The 17224-nt window shown below is 68.5% G+C and carries 13 protein-coding genes and 1 riboswitch; of the genes, 4 read left to right on the forward strand and 9 right to left on the reverse strand.

Going from position 1 to position 17224, the window contains the following annotated elements; translation table 11 throughout:
* Positions 1–49: 49 nt before the first annotated feature.
* Positions 50–1495: an adenosylhomocysteinase gene (gene ahcY, locus ACOZHM_RS16560; protein WP_421570410.1), complete on the reverse strand. Its 1446-nt coding sequence runs from the start codon at positions 1493–1495 to the stop codon at positions 50–52.
* A 32-nt stretch (positions 1496–1527) separates the two neighbouring features.
* Positions 1528–1615, reverse strand: a riboswitch (S-adenosyl-L-homocysteine riboswitch).
* A 125-nt stretch (positions 1616–1740) separates the two neighbouring features.
* Between ahcY and ACOZHM_RS16565 the strand changes: the two genes are divergently transcribed.
* Positions 1741–4260, forward strand: a complete 2520-nt coding sequence (locus tag ACOZHM_RS16565) for a S9 family peptidase (protein WP_421570411.1) — start codon at positions 1741–1743, stop codon at positions 4258–4260.
* 127 nt (positions 4261–4387) lie between these two features.
* On the forward strand, positions 4388–7099 hold the full coding sequence (gene ppc, locus ACOZHM_RS16570) for a phosphoenolpyruvate carboxylase (protein WP_421570412.1): 2712 nt from the start codon (positions 4388–4390) through the stop codon (positions 7097–7099).
* 26 nt (positions 7100–7125) lie between these two features.
* Here the strand turns inward: ppc and ACOZHM_RS16575 are convergent, their stop codons facing one another.
* From ACOZHM_RS16575 to metK, 3 genes are all read right to left on the reverse strand, one after another.
* Complete coding sequence (locus ACOZHM_RS16575; protein ID WP_421570413.1) at positions 7126–7629, reverse strand: acyl-CoA thioesterase; 504 nt, start codon at positions 7627–7629, stop codon at positions 7126–7128.
* Positions 7630–7645: 16 nt separating this feature from the next.
* Positions 7646–8860, reverse strand: a complete 1215-nt coding sequence (locus ACOZHM_RS16580) for a hypothetical protein (RefSeq protein WP_421570414.1) — start codon at positions 8858–8860, stop codon at positions 7646–7648.
* A 134-nt stretch (positions 8861–8994) separates the two neighbouring features.
* Positions 8995–10206: a methionine adenosyltransferase gene (gene metK / locus ACOZHM_RS16585; RefSeq protein WP_421570415.1), complete on the reverse strand. Its 1212-nt coding sequence runs from the start codon at positions 10204–10206 to the stop codon at positions 8995–8997.
* Positions 10207–10511: 305 nt separating this feature from the next.
* Between metK and ACOZHM_RS16590 the strand changes: the two genes are divergently transcribed.
* Complete coding sequence (locus ACOZHM_RS16590; RefSeq protein WP_421570416.1) at positions 10512–11420, forward strand: UDP-2,3-diacylglucosamine diphosphatase; 909 nt, start codon at positions 10512–10514, stop codon at positions 11418–11420.
* 46 nt (positions 11421–11466) lie between these two features.
* Complete coding sequence (locus ACOZHM_RS16595) at positions 11467–12501, forward strand: metal-dependent hydrolase (RefSeq protein WP_421570417.1); 1035 nt, start codon at positions 11467–11469, stop codon at positions 12499–12501.
* A gap of 15 nt (positions 12502–12516) precedes the next feature.
* On the opposite strand, the gene ACOZHM_RS16600 is transcribed toward ACOZHM_RS16595, so the two are convergent.
* The 5 genes from ACOZHM_RS16600 to ACOZHM_RS16620 form a co-directional block, all read right to left on the reverse strand.
* On the reverse strand, positions 12517–13341 hold the full coding sequence (locus ACOZHM_RS16600; protein ID WP_421570418.1) for a methyltransferase domain-containing protein: 825 nt from the start codon (positions 13339–13341) through the stop codon (positions 12517–12519).
* A gap of 42 nt (positions 13342–13383) precedes the next feature.
* The gene (dusB, locus tag ACOZHM_RS16605; RefSeq protein WP_421570419.1) at positions 13384–14376 is read right to left on the reverse strand and encodes a tRNA dihydrouridine synthase DusB; all 993 of its coding nucleotides are present in this window, start codon (positions 14374–14376) and stop codon (positions 13384–13386) included.
* A gap of 171 nt (positions 14377–14547) precedes the next feature.
* A complete protein-coding gene (locus tag ACOZHM_RS16610) occupies positions 14548–15294 on the reverse strand; it encodes a SagB/ThcOx family dehydrogenase (RefSeq protein WP_421570420.1) in 747 nt (248 codons plus the stop codon).
* 14 nt (positions 15295–15308) lie between these two features.
* On the reverse strand, positions 15309–16646 hold the full coding sequence (locus ACOZHM_RS16615) for a YcaO-like family protein (RefSeq protein ID WP_421570421.1): 1338 nt from the start codon (positions 16644–16646) through the stop codon (positions 15309–15311).
* The gene (locus ACOZHM_RS16620) at positions 16643–17218 is read right to left on the reverse strand and encodes a hypothetical protein (RefSeq protein ID WP_421570422.1); all 576 of its coding nucleotides are present in this window, start codon (positions 17216–17218) and stop codon (positions 16643–16645) included. The genes ACOZHM_RS16615 and ACOZHM_RS16620 overlap by 4 nt, the downstream gene beginning before the upstream one ends.
* Positions 17219–17224: the final 6 nt, after the last annotated feature.

A 17224-nucleotide genomic window follows, 5' to 3' on the forward strand; every position in this document is an offset into this window, starting at 1 on the left:
GCCCGTCGCGTGGGGGTAGTGCCAGCCCATGGCTGGCAACCCTCATGCATCAGTAGCGGTAATGCTCCGGCTTGAACGGACCTTCGACCGGCACGCCGATGTAATCGGCCTGGTCCTGGGTCAGGGTGGTCAGCTTCACGCCGATCTTCTCCAGGTGCAGGCGCGCCACTTCTTCGTCCAGCTTCTTCGGCAGCAGGTACACCTTCTTCTCGTAGCTGTCCTTGTTCGCCCACAGGTCGATCTGCGCGAGCGTCTGGTTGGCGAACGAGTTGGACATCACGAAGCTCGGGTGGCCGGTGGCGCAGCCCAGGTTGACCAGGCGGCCTTCGGCCAGCAGGAAGATCGCGTTGCCGTTCGGGAACACGTACTTGTCCACCTGCGGCTTGATGTTGACGTGCTGCACGCCCGGGAAGCCGACCAGCGCATCGACCTGGATTTCATTGTCGAAGTGGCCGATGTTGCAGACGATGGCCTGGTCCTTCATCGCGCTCAGGTGCTCGATGCGGATGATGTCCTTGTTGCCGGTGGTGGTGACGTACAGGTCGGCACGGCCCAGGGTGGATTCGATGGTGTTGACCTCGAAGCCTTCCATCGCGGCCTGCAGGGCGCAGATCGGGTCGATCTCGGTGACCACCACGCGCGCGCCGTAGGCACGCAGCGAGGCGGCGCAGCCCTTGCCCACGTCGCCGTAGCCGCAGACCACGGCAACCTTGCCGGCCAGCATCACGTCCATGGCGCGCTTGAGGCCGTCGGCCAGCGATTCACGGCAGCCGTACAGGTTGTCGAACTTGGACTTGGTGACCGAGTCGTTGACGTTGATCGCCGGGATCAGCAGGGTGCCGGCCTGGGCCAGCTGGTACAGGCGGTGCACGCCGGTGGTGGTCTCTTCCGAGACGCCCTTCCAGTCCTTGACCACGCGTGCCCAGTAACCCGGACGCTCCTTGGCCACGCGCTTGAGCAGGTCCTTGATGACCTGTTCTTCGTGCGAGGCAGCCTTTTCGTTGACCCAGTTGCTGCCATTTTCGAGCTCGTAGCCCTTGTGGATCAGCAGGGTGACGTCGCCGCCGTCATCGACCACCAGCTCCGGACCGGTCAGGGTGCCGTCGGCCAGGGTGAAGGTCAGTGCGTCCAGGGTGCAGTCCCAGTACTCTTCCAGCGACTCGCCCTTCCAGGCGAACACCGGGGTGCCGGAAGCGGCGATGGCCGCAGCGGCGTGGTCCTGGGTGGAGAAGATGTTGCACGAGGCCCAGCGCACGTCGGCGCCGATGTCCTTCAGCGTTTCGATCAGCACGGCGGTCTGGATGGTCATGTGCAGCGAGCCGGTCACGCGCACGCCCTTCAGCGGCAGGGTGGCGGCGTGCTTGCGGCGGATCGACATCAGGCCCGGCATTTCATGCTCGGCGATATCCAGTTCCTTGCGGCCCCAGTCGGCCAGCGAGATATCGGCAATCTTGTAATCACCTTCGGTGGAGAAGGTCTTGGCAACAGCGTTCATGCAAAAGCTCCGGTAATGGACGAATGGCTCGTCTTCGCCGGGCGCCGTTGGAACCAGCCCTGCCACCGAGCCTGGCCGCCCGGATCAGGTCCGGGATCGGTCGCAGCGCCCCTCGGTGGAGGGGATGCCCATTATATCCCGGCGCACCGCCCGGGCATGAATCGGTGCGCGCCCCAACCATCGGCAGGGGGGCAAACCGCGCCCCGCTGTTAAGGTCCAAGGTTTGCACAGGATGGGGATCGAAGATGACAGGCAATGATCGTCGGCGCCGCGCGCGCCTGGGCAGCGCGCTGATCGTGGGCATGGCCCTGCTGGCGGTGGCACCGCTGGGTCTGGCCGCGACGGCAGCCGGCAAGGCCCCGGCCAGGCCGGTGGCCGCCGCGAAGGACGTGCAGGGCTACCAGCTGCCTTCCGCCGCGCTGCAGGCGGTCGCCAACGCCCCGCGTGCGCCTACGCTGAGCCTGTCGCCGCGCCGGGATATCGCGGCCCTGCTGCAGGCCCCGCCGCTGCCCTCCATCGCCGAGGTGGCCCAGCCCGAACTGAAGCTGGCGGGCGTGCGGATCAATCCGGCGACCTATTCGGCCAGCACGTTCACCTTCGCCGACAAGCTGTGGCTGATGAACATCGCCGACGGCAAGGAACGCCAGATCACGGGCCTGCCGCAGCCGCTGTCGGTCGCCTCGCTGGCCTGGTCGCCGGACCAGCAGTACCTGGCCTTCAACCAGGTGCATGCGGCCAGCGGTGCCAATGAGCTGTGGATCATCGACGTGGCCAGCGGCACGGCGCGCCGCCTGCTGGCCGACCTCAACACCGTGTTCGGCAGCGGCTATGACTGGCTGCCCGACAGCCGCGGGCTGGTGGTCACCCAGCAGGTGAAGGGCCGGGGCCCGGCGCCGGCGGCCGGCGGCATTCCGGCCGGACCGGCAATCCAGCAGACCCAGGCCGACGCCGGTGTGCGTGCGATCCGTACCTACCAGGACCTGCTCAGCAATGAGGCCGATGCGCGCCTGTTCGATCATTACGCCAGCGCGCAGCCGGTTCGGGTCGCACTCAACGGGGTGACCGCGCCGCTGTCCACCGCCGGGGTCTATCTGGACGTGAGCGTGTCGCCGGATGGACAGCACGTGCTGGCCCAGCGCGTGCAGCGCCCGTATTCCTACCTGGTGCCGGCCGACGATTTCCCGCGCCGCATCGAAGTACTCTCGGCCGCCGACGGCCGCCTGGAACACACCGTGGCCACGCTGCCGCTGGTGGAAGGTCTGCCGACCGGCAACGATGCGGTGCCCACCGGGGTGCGCGACGTGAGCTGGCGCGCCGATGCCCCGGCCACGCTGGTCTGGGCCGAGGCGCAGGACGGTGGCGACCCGGGCCGTGACGCCAAGGTGCGCGACGCGGTGCTGATGCAGGCCGCGCCGTTCGAGACGCCGCCGGTCACGCTGGCGCAGCTGGGCAGCCGCTACGCGGGTATCCAGTGGGGCCGTGGCGACCTGGCGCTGCTCAACGAGTCGTGGTGGAAGAGCCGCGTGGTCAAGCAGTGGCGGATCGCGCCGGACCAGCTCGACCAGGCGCCGCAGCTGCTGTCCGAACGTTCGTCGCAGGACCGCTACAACGATCCCGGCCGGCCGGCGCTGGTGCGCGATGTGAACGGTCGCTCGCGACTGCAGATCACCGCTGACGGGCGCAGCATCTTCCTGCTGGGCCAGGGCGCGTCGCCGGAAGGCGACCGTCCGTTCGTGGACCGCTTCGATCTGGAAAGCCGCAAAACCACCCGCCTGTTCCATTCCCAGGCACCGACCTACTCGCTGCCGCAGGCGCTGCTCGACCAGGAAGGCGGTTCGGTGCTGCTGACCCGTGAATCGCCCGATACGCCGGCCAACTACTTCGTGCAGTCGCTGGACGATGCCACGGCCGCGCCGCGCGCGCTGACCCGTTTCGAGCACCCGCTGCCGCAGCTGCGTGGGGTGAGCAAGGAGCAGATCCGCTACAAGCGCAACGATGGGGTGGACCTGACCGCGACGCTGATGCTGCCGCCGGGCTACAACGTGAAGAAGGATGGCCCGCTGCCGATGCTGATGTGGGCCTACCCGGGTGAGTTCAAGACCGCCGCAGCCGCCAGCCAGGTCACCGATTCGCCGTACCGCTTCAACGCGATCAGCTACTGGGGTCCGCAGGCCTTCCTGGCCAAGGGCTATGCGGTGCTGGTGAGCCCGTCGATGCCGATCATCGGCGAAGGCGACAAGGAACCGAACGACACCTACCTGCCGCAGCTGATCGCCAATGCCGAAGCGGCGGTGGACGAAGTGGTGCGGCGTGGGGTCACCGACCGCGACCATATCGCCATCGGCGGGCACTCGTATGGGGCGTTCATGACCGCCAACCTGCTCGCGCACACGCGGCTGTTCAAGGCTGGCATCGCACGCAGCGGCGCGTACAACCGCACGCTCACGCCGTTCGGATTCCAGGCCGAGGAACGCAACTTCTGGCAGGCGCAGGACGTGTACCTGAAGATGTCGCCGTTCAATTTCGCCGACAGGATCAAGGACCCGATCCTCTTCATCCACGGTGAGGACGACAACAATTCCGGCACGTTCCCGATCCAGAGCGAGCGGATGTTCGCGGCGGTGAAGGGCCTGGGCGGGACCGCGCGGTTGGTGATGCTGCCCAATGAGTCGCACCATTACCGCGCTCGTGAGTCGCTGATGACGATGCTGGCCGAGAGCGAGCGTTGGCTGGAGCAGACGATCGGTCCGGGTAAAACAAAGTGACGTAGAGCCGGGCTCTGCCCGGCTGCTGTTGCAACACATGCAGATGAAACCAATTGTGCGGCGCAATGCGCCGCACAATCTGGGTTAGGCTTGATGCGATTCCGTTCCCGAGGCCAGTGCGTCGCAGATGAACGAGTACCGCAGCAGCATCGTCTTTGCCACCCCCGATATTCCCCTGCGTGACGACGTGCGCCGACTGGGCGCGCTGGTTGGCGACCTGCTTGCCGAGCAGGTGTCCACGCAGTTCTTCGATGACGTGGAACAGGTGCGCACGCGCGCCATCGCACGCCGTGAGAGCGACGCGCCGTTGTCCGACCTCAACGATGCGCTGACCGGGCTGCCGCCCGAACGCGCCGAGGCGATGGTGCGTGCGTTCAGCACCTACTTCCAGGTGGTGAACATCGCCGAGCGCGTGCACCGCATCCGCCGCCGTCGCGACTACCAGCGCGCCGGTACGGCCACCGCGCAGCCCGATGGCCTGCAGGATGCCCTGCAGAAGCTCAAGGCACAGGGCGTGACCCTGGCCGAGCTGGGCGAATGGTTGCCGCGCATCGATATTGAACCGGTGTTCACCGCGCACCCCACCGAAGCGGTACGCCGCGCGCTGCTGGAAAAAGAGCAGCTGATGGTGGCCAGCCTGGTCGACAACCTGGATGGCCAGCGCACCCCGGGCGAGGCCGCGTCGGACGCGGCGCGCTTCCGCATGGCGCTCACCGCGTCCTGGCAGACCACCGATTCCTCACCCGTGCGGCCCACGGTGGACGACGAGCGCGAACACGTCGGCTTCTATCTGGTGCAGGTGCTCTACCGCGTGATTCCGGTGCTGTACGAATCGCTGCAGCAGGCGCTGCTGGACACCTATGGCGAGAGCCTGCCGCTGCCGCGACTGCTGCGCTTCGGCACCTGGGTGGGCGGTGACATGGACGGCAATCCCAATGTGGATGCTGGCACCATCCGCAACACGCTCGATGCACAGCGCCAGGCGGTACTGGGGCGCTACCAGAAGGATCTGCTGCAGTTGGCCAGCCTGCTCAGCCAGTCCACCGAACGGGTGGCGGTCAGCGACGCGCTGCAGGCGCGTGTGCTGCACTACCAGCAACTGCTGCCCCAGGTGACCTCGCGCCCGCGCCACGCCGACATGCCGTATCGCCTGCTCAACGACCGCATGCGTGCGCGCGTGCAGGCCACGCTGGACGATGCCGAAGGCGGCTATGCATCGCCGCAGGAACTGGAGGACGACATCACGCTGATCCTCGACAGCCTGCACGCCAACAAGGGCGACCATGCCGGCGGCTTCGCGGTGCGCCGCCTGCTGTGGCGGGTGCGCACCTTCGGTTTCCATCTGGCGCGGCTGGACGTGCGCCAGGAATCGAGCGTGCACGGGCGGGCGCTGGCCAGTGTGCTGGATGGCCAGGACGCCTGGGATGCGGCCGATGCGCTGGCCCGTGCGAGCCGGTTGGCGCCGTTCGCCAGCGGCGAGCAGGCACTGCCCGCCAGCACGGAGGAGGGTGGGCAACGACTCGATGCGGTGTTCGCCGCGCTGGCCGATGCCCGCCGTCGCCACGGCGCCGACGCGTTGGGCAGCTACATCATTTCGATGGCGCATGACCGCAGTGACGTGCTGGCGGTACTGGCGCTGGCGCGGCGTGGCGGGCTGGTGGACGACGACGGTGCGGTGCCGCTGGATATCGCGCCGCTGTTCGAAACCGTGGACGACCTGCAACGCGGCACCGAGACGCTGCGCGACCTGCTGGCCGACCCGGTCTACCGCGCGCATCTGGCCGCACGCGACGACGTGCAGATGGTGATGCTGGGCTACTCCGACAGCGGCAAGGACGGCGGCATCGCCGCGTCGCGCTGGGGATTGCAGCGCGCCCAGGTGGAACTGCTGGAGGTGGCGGCCGAGAGCGGTATCCGCCTCACCTTCTTCCATGGCCGCGGCGGCTCGATCAGCCGTGGTGGCGGCAAGACCACCGACGCGGTGGATGCCTCGCCGCGCGGCAGCATCGATGGCCGCCTGCGCGTCACCGAGCAGGGCGAAGTGATCCATCGCAAGTACGGCATCCGCGCGCTGGCGCTGCGTTCGCTGGAGCAGTCCACCGGTGCGGTGCTGCGCTCCAGCCTGCGCCCGCGTGCGCCGGAGCCGCGCGAGGCGCAGTGGCGGCCGGTGATGGACCTTGTGGCGGAGAAGAGCGCCGAGGCCTACCGCGCGTTCGTGGGTCAACCCGACTTCATGCAGTACTTCCGCCAGGCCACGCCGATTGATGTGATCGAGCGGATGACGCTGGGCTCGCGGCCCTCGCGCCGGCTGGGGCAGGACGCCGCGTTGACCAATCTGCGCGCGATTCCGTGGGTGTTCGCCTGGAGCCAGGCACGGGCGGTGATCCCGGGCTGGTACGGGGTGGGCAGCGGACTGCAGGCGGCCATCGACGCCGGGCATGGCGCGGCGTTGCAGGAGATGGCGCGCGACTGGCCGTTCTTCAGCACGTTCCTGGACGACATCGCGATGGTGCTGTCCAAGGGCGACATCACCATCGCCGAGCAGTTCTCGCGGTTGTCCGGCGGGCTGCATGAGCGGTTCTTCCCGCAGATCCAGCGCGAGCTGGCGCTCACCGGCAAGCTGATCCTGGACATCACCGGGCAGGACGAGCTTCTGCAGCATGACCAGCGGCTGGCGCTGTCGATCCGCCTGCGCAATCCCTACATCGACCCGATCAGCGTGCTGCAGGTGGACCTGCTGCGCCGCTGGCGCGCCAGCGGTGGCGAGGATGACGATGTATTGCGCGCCCTCGTGGCGTGCGTGAACGGTGTATCCCAAGGCGTACAGAACACTGGCTGAGGGACGTATCGACCAACGGTCGATACCTACTCGGGCGACGGTGGGTTCGACGCCAGCAGGGCGCGGTGCCGCTCTTCCATTTCCGCCCGCAACTGCCGGCGCAGCAGCGCGGCGGTATGGCGGCGGCGCTGGTTGCTGGAGTCCAGCTGCAAGGGTGGCACCGGCGTGGGCTTGCCGTCGTCATCGACGGCCACCATGGTGAAGAAGCAGCTGTTGGCGTGCCGCACGCTGCGCTTGAGGATGTCCTCGGCGACCACCTTCACCCCGATCTCCATCGAGGAGGTGCCGGTGTAGTTGACCGAGGCCAGGAAGGTGACCAGCTCGCCCACGGCGATCGGTTCGCGGAACGTCACCTGGTCGACCGAGAGGGTCACCACGTAGCGGCCGGCGTAGCGGCTGGCACAGGCGTAGGCGACCTGGTCGAGCAGGCGCAGGATCGCGCCGCCGTGCACCTTGCCGGAGAAATTGGCCATCTCCGGCGACATCAGCACGGTCATGGTCAGCTGGTGGGATTGGATGTCGATCGTCATTGCCCGAGTGTACCGCTCAGCGTCCCTCCAACTGTGCCAGCTGTTCCCCGGTGGGGAAACCACGGGTCAGGTAGCGCGGCGGGTACAGATGGCGGGGATCGGCTTCCAGCAGGTGACCCACGATCGGCATCGCCGTGTTCCAGGGTGCCCGGACCACGCGGGAGTCGTTGTCGTCAGGAACCACGAAGGCCAGGTAGTCGGCCTGGGGCAGGGATGCCTCCACGCCCTGGGCCCAGCTGGCGATCGAGAAGGTGTCGGTGTCGTTGCGGTACACCATGAAGGTGGCCACGAACACATCGACGCCGTGGGCCTCATGCACGCGCTGCAGCAGCGCCTTCTGCTCCTGGTAGGCGTCCTGGCGGAGCGACAGGCGCAGCTGGTGCTGCTTCTGGCGCAGTTCGGCCGTCGCGGGCTCACGGACCGTGATCCGTCCGTCGTCGTCATGGCAGAACAGTTCCGATGAGATCGCTCGTCCTGCCTTGATCTCCTCCAGCGCGATGTCGAACATCTGGCGTTGTGCCGCCTCGTCGTTCTCCCCGGCCACCATCATCAGGTCGCGGGTGGCAAGCAGGAACACGGGGCGCCCGGTCACCGGTACCCGGTTCACCAGTTCGGGCAGCAGGGCGCGGCTGCTGTCGTAGCAGTCTGCCCACGCGGCGCGGAACAGGCCGGGCGCGATGGGCTCGAAGTCGACCGGCGCGATGTCACGCAGGTTGCTGCGCGCGATGCTGAGCGCCTCGTGCAGGGAAACGCCCCATTCCGGCGCCGGTCCTTGCTGCCGGGTGACCATGTGTTCGGCATGATCGATGGCGATCAGTTCCACGCAGTCCTCGCTGAGCTGGCGGTACTGCAGGGTGTTGGGGGTGTCCCATCCCTTGTCTGCAATGCCCTGCAGCCGGACATGCTCCAGCTGACCGAGGTTGCGGATGACCGGGCGCAGCAGCGGGCGCAGTTCCTCCCATCCGGGCTCGCGGTCATCGCTGGCGCGCAGGGTGCGCACGAACTGCTCCAGCGCCTGCTGCTGCTTGCCACGCGGCGCACTGACGTAGGCATGGTGGGCGTTGTGCAGGTTGAAGTAGCTGCTCTCACCCACCTGCACGCGGAACAGCGCGGCGTCGTAGGTCATCGGCTTGGTGACGCCGATGCGGCGTGCAGTGGCGATGAAGCGTTCGGCGAATGCGTCGTTGCCGGGGGTGTCCTTGAACCACTTGTCCAACAGGGTGGAGAGCATATGCGAGCGTCCTTGGTCGATGGCGACATGCTCGCTTGAGTTGGCGGTGGTTGGCAACGGGCAAAAAGAAGGGCCGCTTGCGCGGCCCTTCCTGTATCGACCAACGCCGGGCAGAGCCCGGCGCTACGCCGCTTTTATTTCAGCTTCGCATCCGCGCGCAGGGCGGCGGCGCGGTCGGTCTTCTCCCAGGAGAAGGCCGTGGCGTTGACCGTCTCGCCCGCGGCGTTGAGGTAGCTGAAATCCTTCGGCTTGCGGCCGAAGTGACCGTAGGCAGCGGTCTGCTGGTACATCGGGTGGATCAGGTCCAGCATCTTGATGATGCCGTACGGGCGCAGGTCGAAATGCTTGCGGATCAGCTTCTCGATCTTGTCATCGCTGATCTTGCCGGTGCCGAAGGTGGTGACCGAAATCGAGGTCGGCTCGGCCACGCCGATGGCGTAGGAGACCTGCACTTCGCAACGGTCGGCCAGGCCGGCAGCCACGACATTCTTGGCGACATAGCGGGCAGCGTAGGCGGCCGAACGGTCGACCTTGGACGGATCCTTGCCCGAGAACGCGCCGCCACCGTGACGGGCCCAGCCGCCGTAGGTGTCGACGATGATCTTGCGGCCGGTCAGGCCGCAGTCGCCCACCGGGCCGCCGATCTCGAACTTGCCGGTCGGGTTGATGTGGAACTTGGTGCCCTTGTGCAGCCACTTCGCCGGCAGCACCGGCTTGATGATCTCTTCGCGGACGGCCTCGATGAGGTCCTTCTGCTTGATGCCCGGGGCATGCTGGGTCGACAGCACGACGGCGTCGATGGCCGACACGGCGCCGTTTTCGTAGCGCAGGGTGACCTGGCTCTTGGCGTCCGGACGCAGCCACGACAGCGGCGAATTCTTCTTCTTGCGGATCTTGGCCTGCTGCTCGACCAGGCGGTGCGACAGGTGGATCGCGGCCGGCATGTAGCTGTCGGTCTCGTTGGTGGCGTAGCCGAACATCAGGCCCTGGTCGCCAGCGCCCATCTCTTCGGGCTTCTTGCGGTCAACGCCCTGGGCGATGTGCGGGGACTGCTTGCCGATCAGGTTCAACACGCCGCAGGTGGCGCCGTCGAAGCCGACGTCGGAGCTGTCGTAGCCGATGTCCAGGATCACCTTGCGGGTCACCGCTTCCAGGTCGATCCAGGCGCTGGTGGTGATTTCACCGGCCACAATCGCCACACCGGTCTTGACCATGGTCTCGCAGGCCACGCGGGCGCGCTGATCCTGGGCAAGGATCGCGTCCAGCACCGCATCGGAGATCTGGTCGGCAATCTTGTCCGGATGGCCTTCGGAGACCGATTCGGAGGTGAACAGGTAGCTGGACATCAGGCGTAATATCCTTTTATTCGGATGGAAAGATGGGCGCGAATGATACACGGCAAGTCGCGCCATTGCATTGTGGCCCAGCGGGGGTTGCCCGTGGTTAAGCCTGTGTGCCCACCGCAGAGGGCGCCGCAGCGTGATTGGCCCCCAGCGTCGGGGCCCAGTGTTCCACCAGCGTGACAATTGGCCGGTCCGGCGCGGCGCCTTCACGGGCGCCCGTCATCGGGCTGTCGCCGCCCGGTCATGCGCCTGCCGCGTGACGGGCGCAGGCTCCCGGCCAATTCAGCCGCCAGGCAGGAGCACGCGCCATGCACGCCATCGAGCAGCGTCTGCAGTATCGCGAAGTGGGTCGGGCCGAGGTCGGCCTGCCGCCGGCACTGGATCTCCCGGCCGACGCCCGGCCCCCGGCGCGCCCGGCGCCGCCACCGCCCGGTCCGGCACCTTGGCGGCGCGCGGTGTTCCTCTCCGATGTCCACCTGGGCTCGCGGCATTGCCACGCGGCCGAACTGGCGCATTTCCTGTCCACGCTGCGCTGCCAGCGGCTGTACCTGGTGGGCGACATCATCGACCTGTGGTGGCTGGCGCACCGCCGCGCCAGCTGGCGGCCGGCGCACAGTGAGGTGATCGAGGCCCTGCACGCGCTGCGCCGGGCCGGCACGGAAATCGTCTACATCCCCGGCAACCACGATGCCTCGCTGCGCCAGCTGTGCGGGCTGATGCTGCCGGCGATGCGGGTACGCCGCCGCGCCATCCACACCACCGCCGACGGCCGCCGGCTGCTGGTGGTGCATGGCGACGACTACGACGGCGCAACGCATTTCGGTGGCCTGCAGGAGCGCTTCGGCGACTGGCTGTACTACCGCATCCTCACCGGAAACCACCTGCTCAACGCCGCGCGTCGCCGGCTGGGCATGCGCTACTGGTCGCTGTCGGAGTTCCTGAAGAAGCGCAGCCGCGCGGCCGAGCGCTACATCGAGCGGTATGTGCAGGCGGGCCTGAGCGACGTCCGCCGGCGCGGCCTGGATGGGATTGTCTGCGGCCACATCCATCGCGCCGCGCTGGTCGAGCGCGACGGCCTGGTCTACGCCAACGACGGCGACTGGGTGGAAAGCCTGACGGCCCTGGCCGAAGACCCCGATGGCAGCCTGCGCCTGCTCGACCACAACGGCCAAACGCTGGTGCAACTGTTCGCGCCGCGGCGGGCCGCGGCCGCATGACACGCACGCGGGCAAAAATCGCCCGGGCCTCACGTACCATCCACGAATGGATTCCCTAAGCCAGATCGTTCTAGGCGGCGCCATCGCCGCCGCCATCGCCCCTGCCGGCCACCGCCGCGCCGCCCTGCTTGCCGGCGCCGCGCTGGGTACCCTGCCGGACCTGGATGCACTGCTGCTCGCCTTCACCGCCGCCGACCCGGTGGCGCTGATGACCGAACACCGCAGCTACAGTCATTCGCTGCTGGTGCTGCCGTGGGTGGCGCTGCTGATCTGGTGGGGCTTCAAACGCTTCGGCCACGGTCGGGTAGCGCAATCACCGGGCCGGTGGTTCTGGGCGATCCTGCTGTCGCTGATCACCCACCCGCTGCTGGATGCGTTCACCGTCTACGGCACCCAGCTGTGGTGGCCGTTCACCCCGCCGCCGACGATGTGGTCCAGTGTGTTCATCATCGACCCGCTGTACACGGTGTGGCTGCTGCTGGGCTGTGGGGTGGCGTGGTTCGCACGTGGCCGCCCGCTCGCGCAGAAGGCGCTGGTGGCCGGGCTGGTGCTGAGCACGGGCTACCTGGGCTGGTCGCTGCTGGCCAAGCACCAGGTCGACCGCGAGGCCGACCGGGCGCTGGCGGCGATGGGGCTGGGCGATGCGCCGCGGTTCTCGGTGGCCACGCCGTTCAACACGCTGCTGTGGCAGGTGGTGGCGATGACGCCGAGCGGCTATGTCGTCGGTGAGCGCTCGCTGGTGGCCGACACGGGGCCGATGACGTTCCGCGGCTATCCCTCGAACGTACAGGCGCTGCGCCAGTCCGCGCACATTCCAGCGGTGGCGCGGTTGAACTGGTTCAACCGGGGCTTCATGCGCGCGCAGGTGGTGGACGGGCAACTGCAGCTGAGCGACCTGCGCATGGGGCTGGAGCCGGATTACACCTTCACCTTCGCGGTGGCGCGTGCGGAGGGCGAGCGCTGGGTGGCGATCCCGCCGGAGCAGCTGCGCCCGGTGTACGAGGGCGAGCAGGGCCGCGCGCTGGTCAAGCGCCGCTTCGCGGCGATGTGGCACCGCATCTGGAACGCGCCGGCGGGGTAGAGCCCCGCCCCACATTCAATACACCGTCGCGCGGGCCTGCACGAACGAGAAGAAGAACACCGCGTTCGGGTCGTTCTGCACCAGGCTGAACTCGCGGCGCATGCCGTCCACGGTTTCCTGGTCGACCAGGCCGGCCTCGAGCAGCGGGTCGGCGGCCGACAGCAGCACCTGTTCCCAGAACGCGATCATCGTCTTGCGGCGTGCCGGTTCGCGGTTGTCCAGGTGGATGGTCTTGATCTCGGTGTGGACGTCGCGGAAGCCGCCGGCCAGCAGCAGGTTGCCCAGCTTGGCACCCACAAACGGGTCGCCGCCGTGGTCGTACTGGAAGTCGTTGAAGGCCATCCAGTAGCGCCAGATATGCGGCGAATACGGGTCGAGCAGGAACGAGGCGTTCATCACCTCGGTGACGTATACCGGCGAGCCCGGCACCAGCACGCGGCGCACCTCATTGAGCACGCGGGCCGGCGACGGCACGTGTTCCAGCACCCAGCACAGGAAGGCCGCGTCGAACTCGCGCGGACCGAACGGCAGGTTGCCGGCGTCGGACTGCAGCAGGGTGTAGCGCTCGCTGCACCACGGGGTCTTCTCGAGGTTGGCGCGCGCGGTGGCCAGCTGCGCCTCGCTCAGGTCAACGCCGGTGACATGCAGGTCCGGGAAGCGGCGCAGCAGGATCTCGGTCTGCGCGCCCACGCCACTGCCGACTTCCAGCAGGCGCTGGGCGCCGCTGTAGTCGATGCTGCTGAAGATCGTTGGCTCCAGCAGCCGGGCCTGGGTCACCAGGCGGCGCTGTTCGGTATCGGAGAAGCCGTGCAGGTAGGTGGGGGCAGCGATGGGGGTCATGGCAGTCACTTGGCGTCGAGGTCGATTCGACGAAGGGATGGATCAGGCGGCGGACGACAGCGGTTCGCTGGCCGCCAGGGCGGTGAAATACTCGTTGGTCAACGCGATCTGGCCGGCAGCATCTTCGGCGCGGTTGACGACGGCGCGGAAGGCGGCGTTCTCGGGCCGGTCCTTGGCGTACCAGCCCAGGTGCTTGCGCGCGATGCGCACGCCCTGCGGCTCGCCATAGAAATCATGCAGGGCGTGCAGGTGGCCAAGCAGGATGTCGCGCACTTCGTGCAGCGACGGCGGCGGCAGCAGGGTGCCGGTGGCGAGGTAGTGGGCCACTTCGCGGAAGATCCACGGGCGGCCCTGCGCGGCGCGACCGATCATGACCGCGTCGACGCCGGTCTGCGCCAACACGTAGGCCGCCTTCTGCGGCGAATCGATGTCGCCGTTGGCGATCACCGGGATACGCAGCGCAGCCTTGATCGCGGCGATGGTCTCGTATTCGGCGCTGCCGGTGTAATGCTGGTCGCGGGTGCGGCCGTGCACGGCGAGGGCGGCGATGCCGCTGTCTTCGGCGATATGGGCGATGCGCGGGCCGTTGCGGTGGTCGCAATCCCAGCCGGTGCGGATCTTGAGAGTGACCGGGACATCGACGGCACCGACCACGGCACTGAGGATGCGCGCCACAAGGTCCTCATCGCGCATCAGCGCGGAACCGGCCCAGGCGTTGCAGACCTTCTTGGCCGGGCAGCCCATGTTGATGTCGATGATCTGGGCGCCGTGGTCGACGTTGTAGCGCGCCGCCTCGGCCAGCTGCTGCGGCTCGGTGCCGGCGATCTGCACGCTGATGGGGTCCGGTTCGCCGGCATGGTCCATGCGGTGGATGGACTTGCGGGTGGTCCAGAAGCGCGGATCGGAGATGGTCATTTCAGACGCGGCCAAGCCGGCGCCCAGGCGCTTGCACAGCAGCCGGAACGGCTTGTCGGTGACGCCGGCCATGGGCGCCAGCACCACGTTGGGCTGGATGTTGTAGGGACCAATCTGCATGCGGGCATTGTAGTGCCGGCCCATGGCCGGCAACCACGCAAACGCCTGCGATCAGGGAGCGGGTTCAGGCCGATCCGGAAGGCCCTGATGCCGCACGGGCATGAGCAGATGCTTGACGGTTGCTTCCTGCGCCCCCAAGGGTGGGGGATGGTGGGCGGTTACCCGTGCAGGTCAGGGCGCCGGGCCGCAGGCATAGGCCAGCACGGCCAGATGCCGCTGTGGGTCGAGCCCGAGCAGGGCCAGCACGGCGGCATCCTCGAAGGAACCGATCGCGCAGCCGGCCGCGTTCATCGCCGCCACTTCCTGCCCCAGTGCCCCCAGCCAGACCCCCGCCTCGATCAGCACGAAGCGGCCGCCGCGTTCACCGTATTTGGCCAGCGTGCCTGCCGGCTCGGCGATCAGGAACAGCACCGCCGCCGGCCGCTCCGGCCAGTCCACGCCGAGCAGCCTGGCCAGCGTAGGCCACGCGGGGCAGGGCGCTACCGGTACCAGCGCATGCTGCAGCGGGTCATACCAGCAGATGCCCTGTTCTGCCCCGATCGCATCGTCGGCGCCGTACAGCGCGACATAGGCCTGGATCGGATATTTCGCGCCACCGGACGGCAGGCGGCGCGTGTCGCTGTCGCCCGGGCGCGCCCGCAGCGGGGCCAGCACGCGGCCCAGCTCCTGCGCGCCCCACCGCGCCTCACCGAAACGGCGGCCACTGTGGCGCTGCGCCAGGGCATCGCCGGGGTGTACCGGGTCCGGCAAGGCGATGCCGCCCGCCACATGCAGCGGCCGGGGCGGCGGCCCGACGCGTGCGGCATCTTCGGCGATGCGTGCGCGCATCACCTCGGCGCGCGCCGGATTGAGTTCGCCGTTGTGCCAGAACAGATGGAACAGCGGCGCATCGTGCCAAGGGGAAGGCGGTGACGGCATGCGGTCCTCGTGCATCAACCCAGTGGGTGCGGGAAGGGATTGGGAAACTCGCCGCCGTGCGGCACGCCGGGATAGCGCCATGCCACGTCCTGGCACCGGCCACCGAGGAACGGCGCACGCTCGTCGGCATGCAGGCCACTGAGCTGTGGCGACAGCACCCGCATCACTCGCAGCCCGGCCGCAGCCACATCGGCGGTGGTCAATTCGCGGTAGTACAGCGCGATCCCGGCACTCCCCAGCCGGCGCCGCAGCAGGTCCAGCTCGGCAATCGCGCGCGGTGCTGCGGGGCGCAACGTGGGGAGCGGAAATGTCAGCTGCAACGCGCTGTCACCAGCCTCCCGCAGCAGCGGCAGCTGCGGCCACAGTTCCGGGCGCAGGGTGTAGAACGCGGCGTGCTCGTCGAAGCTGCGCAGCGCCGCCGGTTCGCGCGGCAGCCGGTCGCTTTCGCGGCCACACAGATGCGCGGCAAAGGTCAGCGCCTGCTGCCACTCCAGCAGTGCCTTGTGCAGCGCCTCGTGGGGGTCGGCGCGGCAGGCGATGCCGAGCACGTGGCGCGGGCGCCCTTCGAACGGGATGCCACCGGCGACCGCGATCACCGGGTGCGGGTTCCAGTGCTGGGTCAGGTCGAAGGCCTGCAGTTCGCCGCCGCGCTCGCTGGCATGGGCGTGCCAGTGCGCCGGCAGGGCGATGCGCCGGCCGGCCACGCCGTTGAGCCAGGTCACCGCCAGCGCATCGCGCTCCAGCAGTTCCTGGGCCGCGCGCAGCAGCGCCAGCCAGGCGCCATCGCGGCCATCACGCCAGGCGGCCAGCCCACTGGAGGTCGACGGCAATCGCGCGTGACCGCTGCGCGGCCCGAGCCCGACCAGTTCCTGCGGCACCCAGGCTTCCCGGTTGTCATCCAGCGCATGCACCGCAGCGAACAGATCGTCGCCAGCGTCGTGCATGGGCCACGGGAAGCCCGGCATCGCGCGTTGGCCTGCCGAGAACAGTGCGAAGGCCGATTCGTCCAGGCGCTGTGCGGGCGTCAGCGCATCACGCCGACGCACCTCAACACCGGACTGCGCCGCCGCCAGCCGCTCCAGCGCCTCGGCAACCGCGCCATCGGCGGCCCCCTCGGCGTCCAGCGCGACCGCGCCGGAAACGCCCTGCCAGGGGTTGGCGGGGTCCGCCGGGGTCGCGGCATTGTGCACGCGACGTCCGTCGAACAGCGGACCGGTCCAATCGCAGGCGTTGGCGTCGATCGGCTGCGCCGGGCGCACCAGGCCACAGCGCGCACGCGCCGCGCCCTGCAGCAGGTGCGAAGACAGCGTGGGCGTTTCCGTCTCCGCCGCGTGCACGGCGGAGCGGGTCATTTCATCACGCTCAGCCAGGCCATCATCTCGAGCACGCCAACGACGCACAGGCCCACCAGCAGGGCGATGCCGATGCCGATGCCACGGCCGAGCGATCGCCCCGCGCGTTCGTACACCAGCGCGTAGATGCCGACAAACAGCGCGACGGCGACGAACAGGCCGAACACCGGGCTGGTCGTACCCATGAAAATGCCGCCGCCGAGGGCGGCCAAGGGCAAGGCGAACAGCCCCAGCAGTACCCGGCTCGTGCGGCTCAACCCGGCCACCGGCACAGCGGGGCTGGCTACCTTCGCAGCATCCGTATTCGGGGTGCTGGACGTTTCCTGCGGCGCCGCAGGCGGCGGGTTGCGGAGGTCGGTGCCGGTATCGAGGGTTGCAGCCGTGGCGTGTGCGTCGCTGTTGGCTGCGGGCGCGACCGGCTCCAGCCCGCCGAGCACCACCGCCGAGAGCACCGAGGTGCCGATCAGGGTGACGACGCAGGAACTGCAGGTGGTCGACGTCGAACCGCCTCCTGCCGCGGCGAGGTCCTGGCGCGAGGCACTGGCATCGAACTGGGTAGGCAGGCGGTACATGCGGTC

Origin of the sequence: Stenotrophomonas sp. PD6, assembly GCF_049199305.1 — a bacterium.
Classification (GTDB): domain Bacteria; phylum Pseudomonadota; class Gammaproteobacteria; order Xanthomonadales; family Xanthomonadaceae; genus Stenotrophomonas.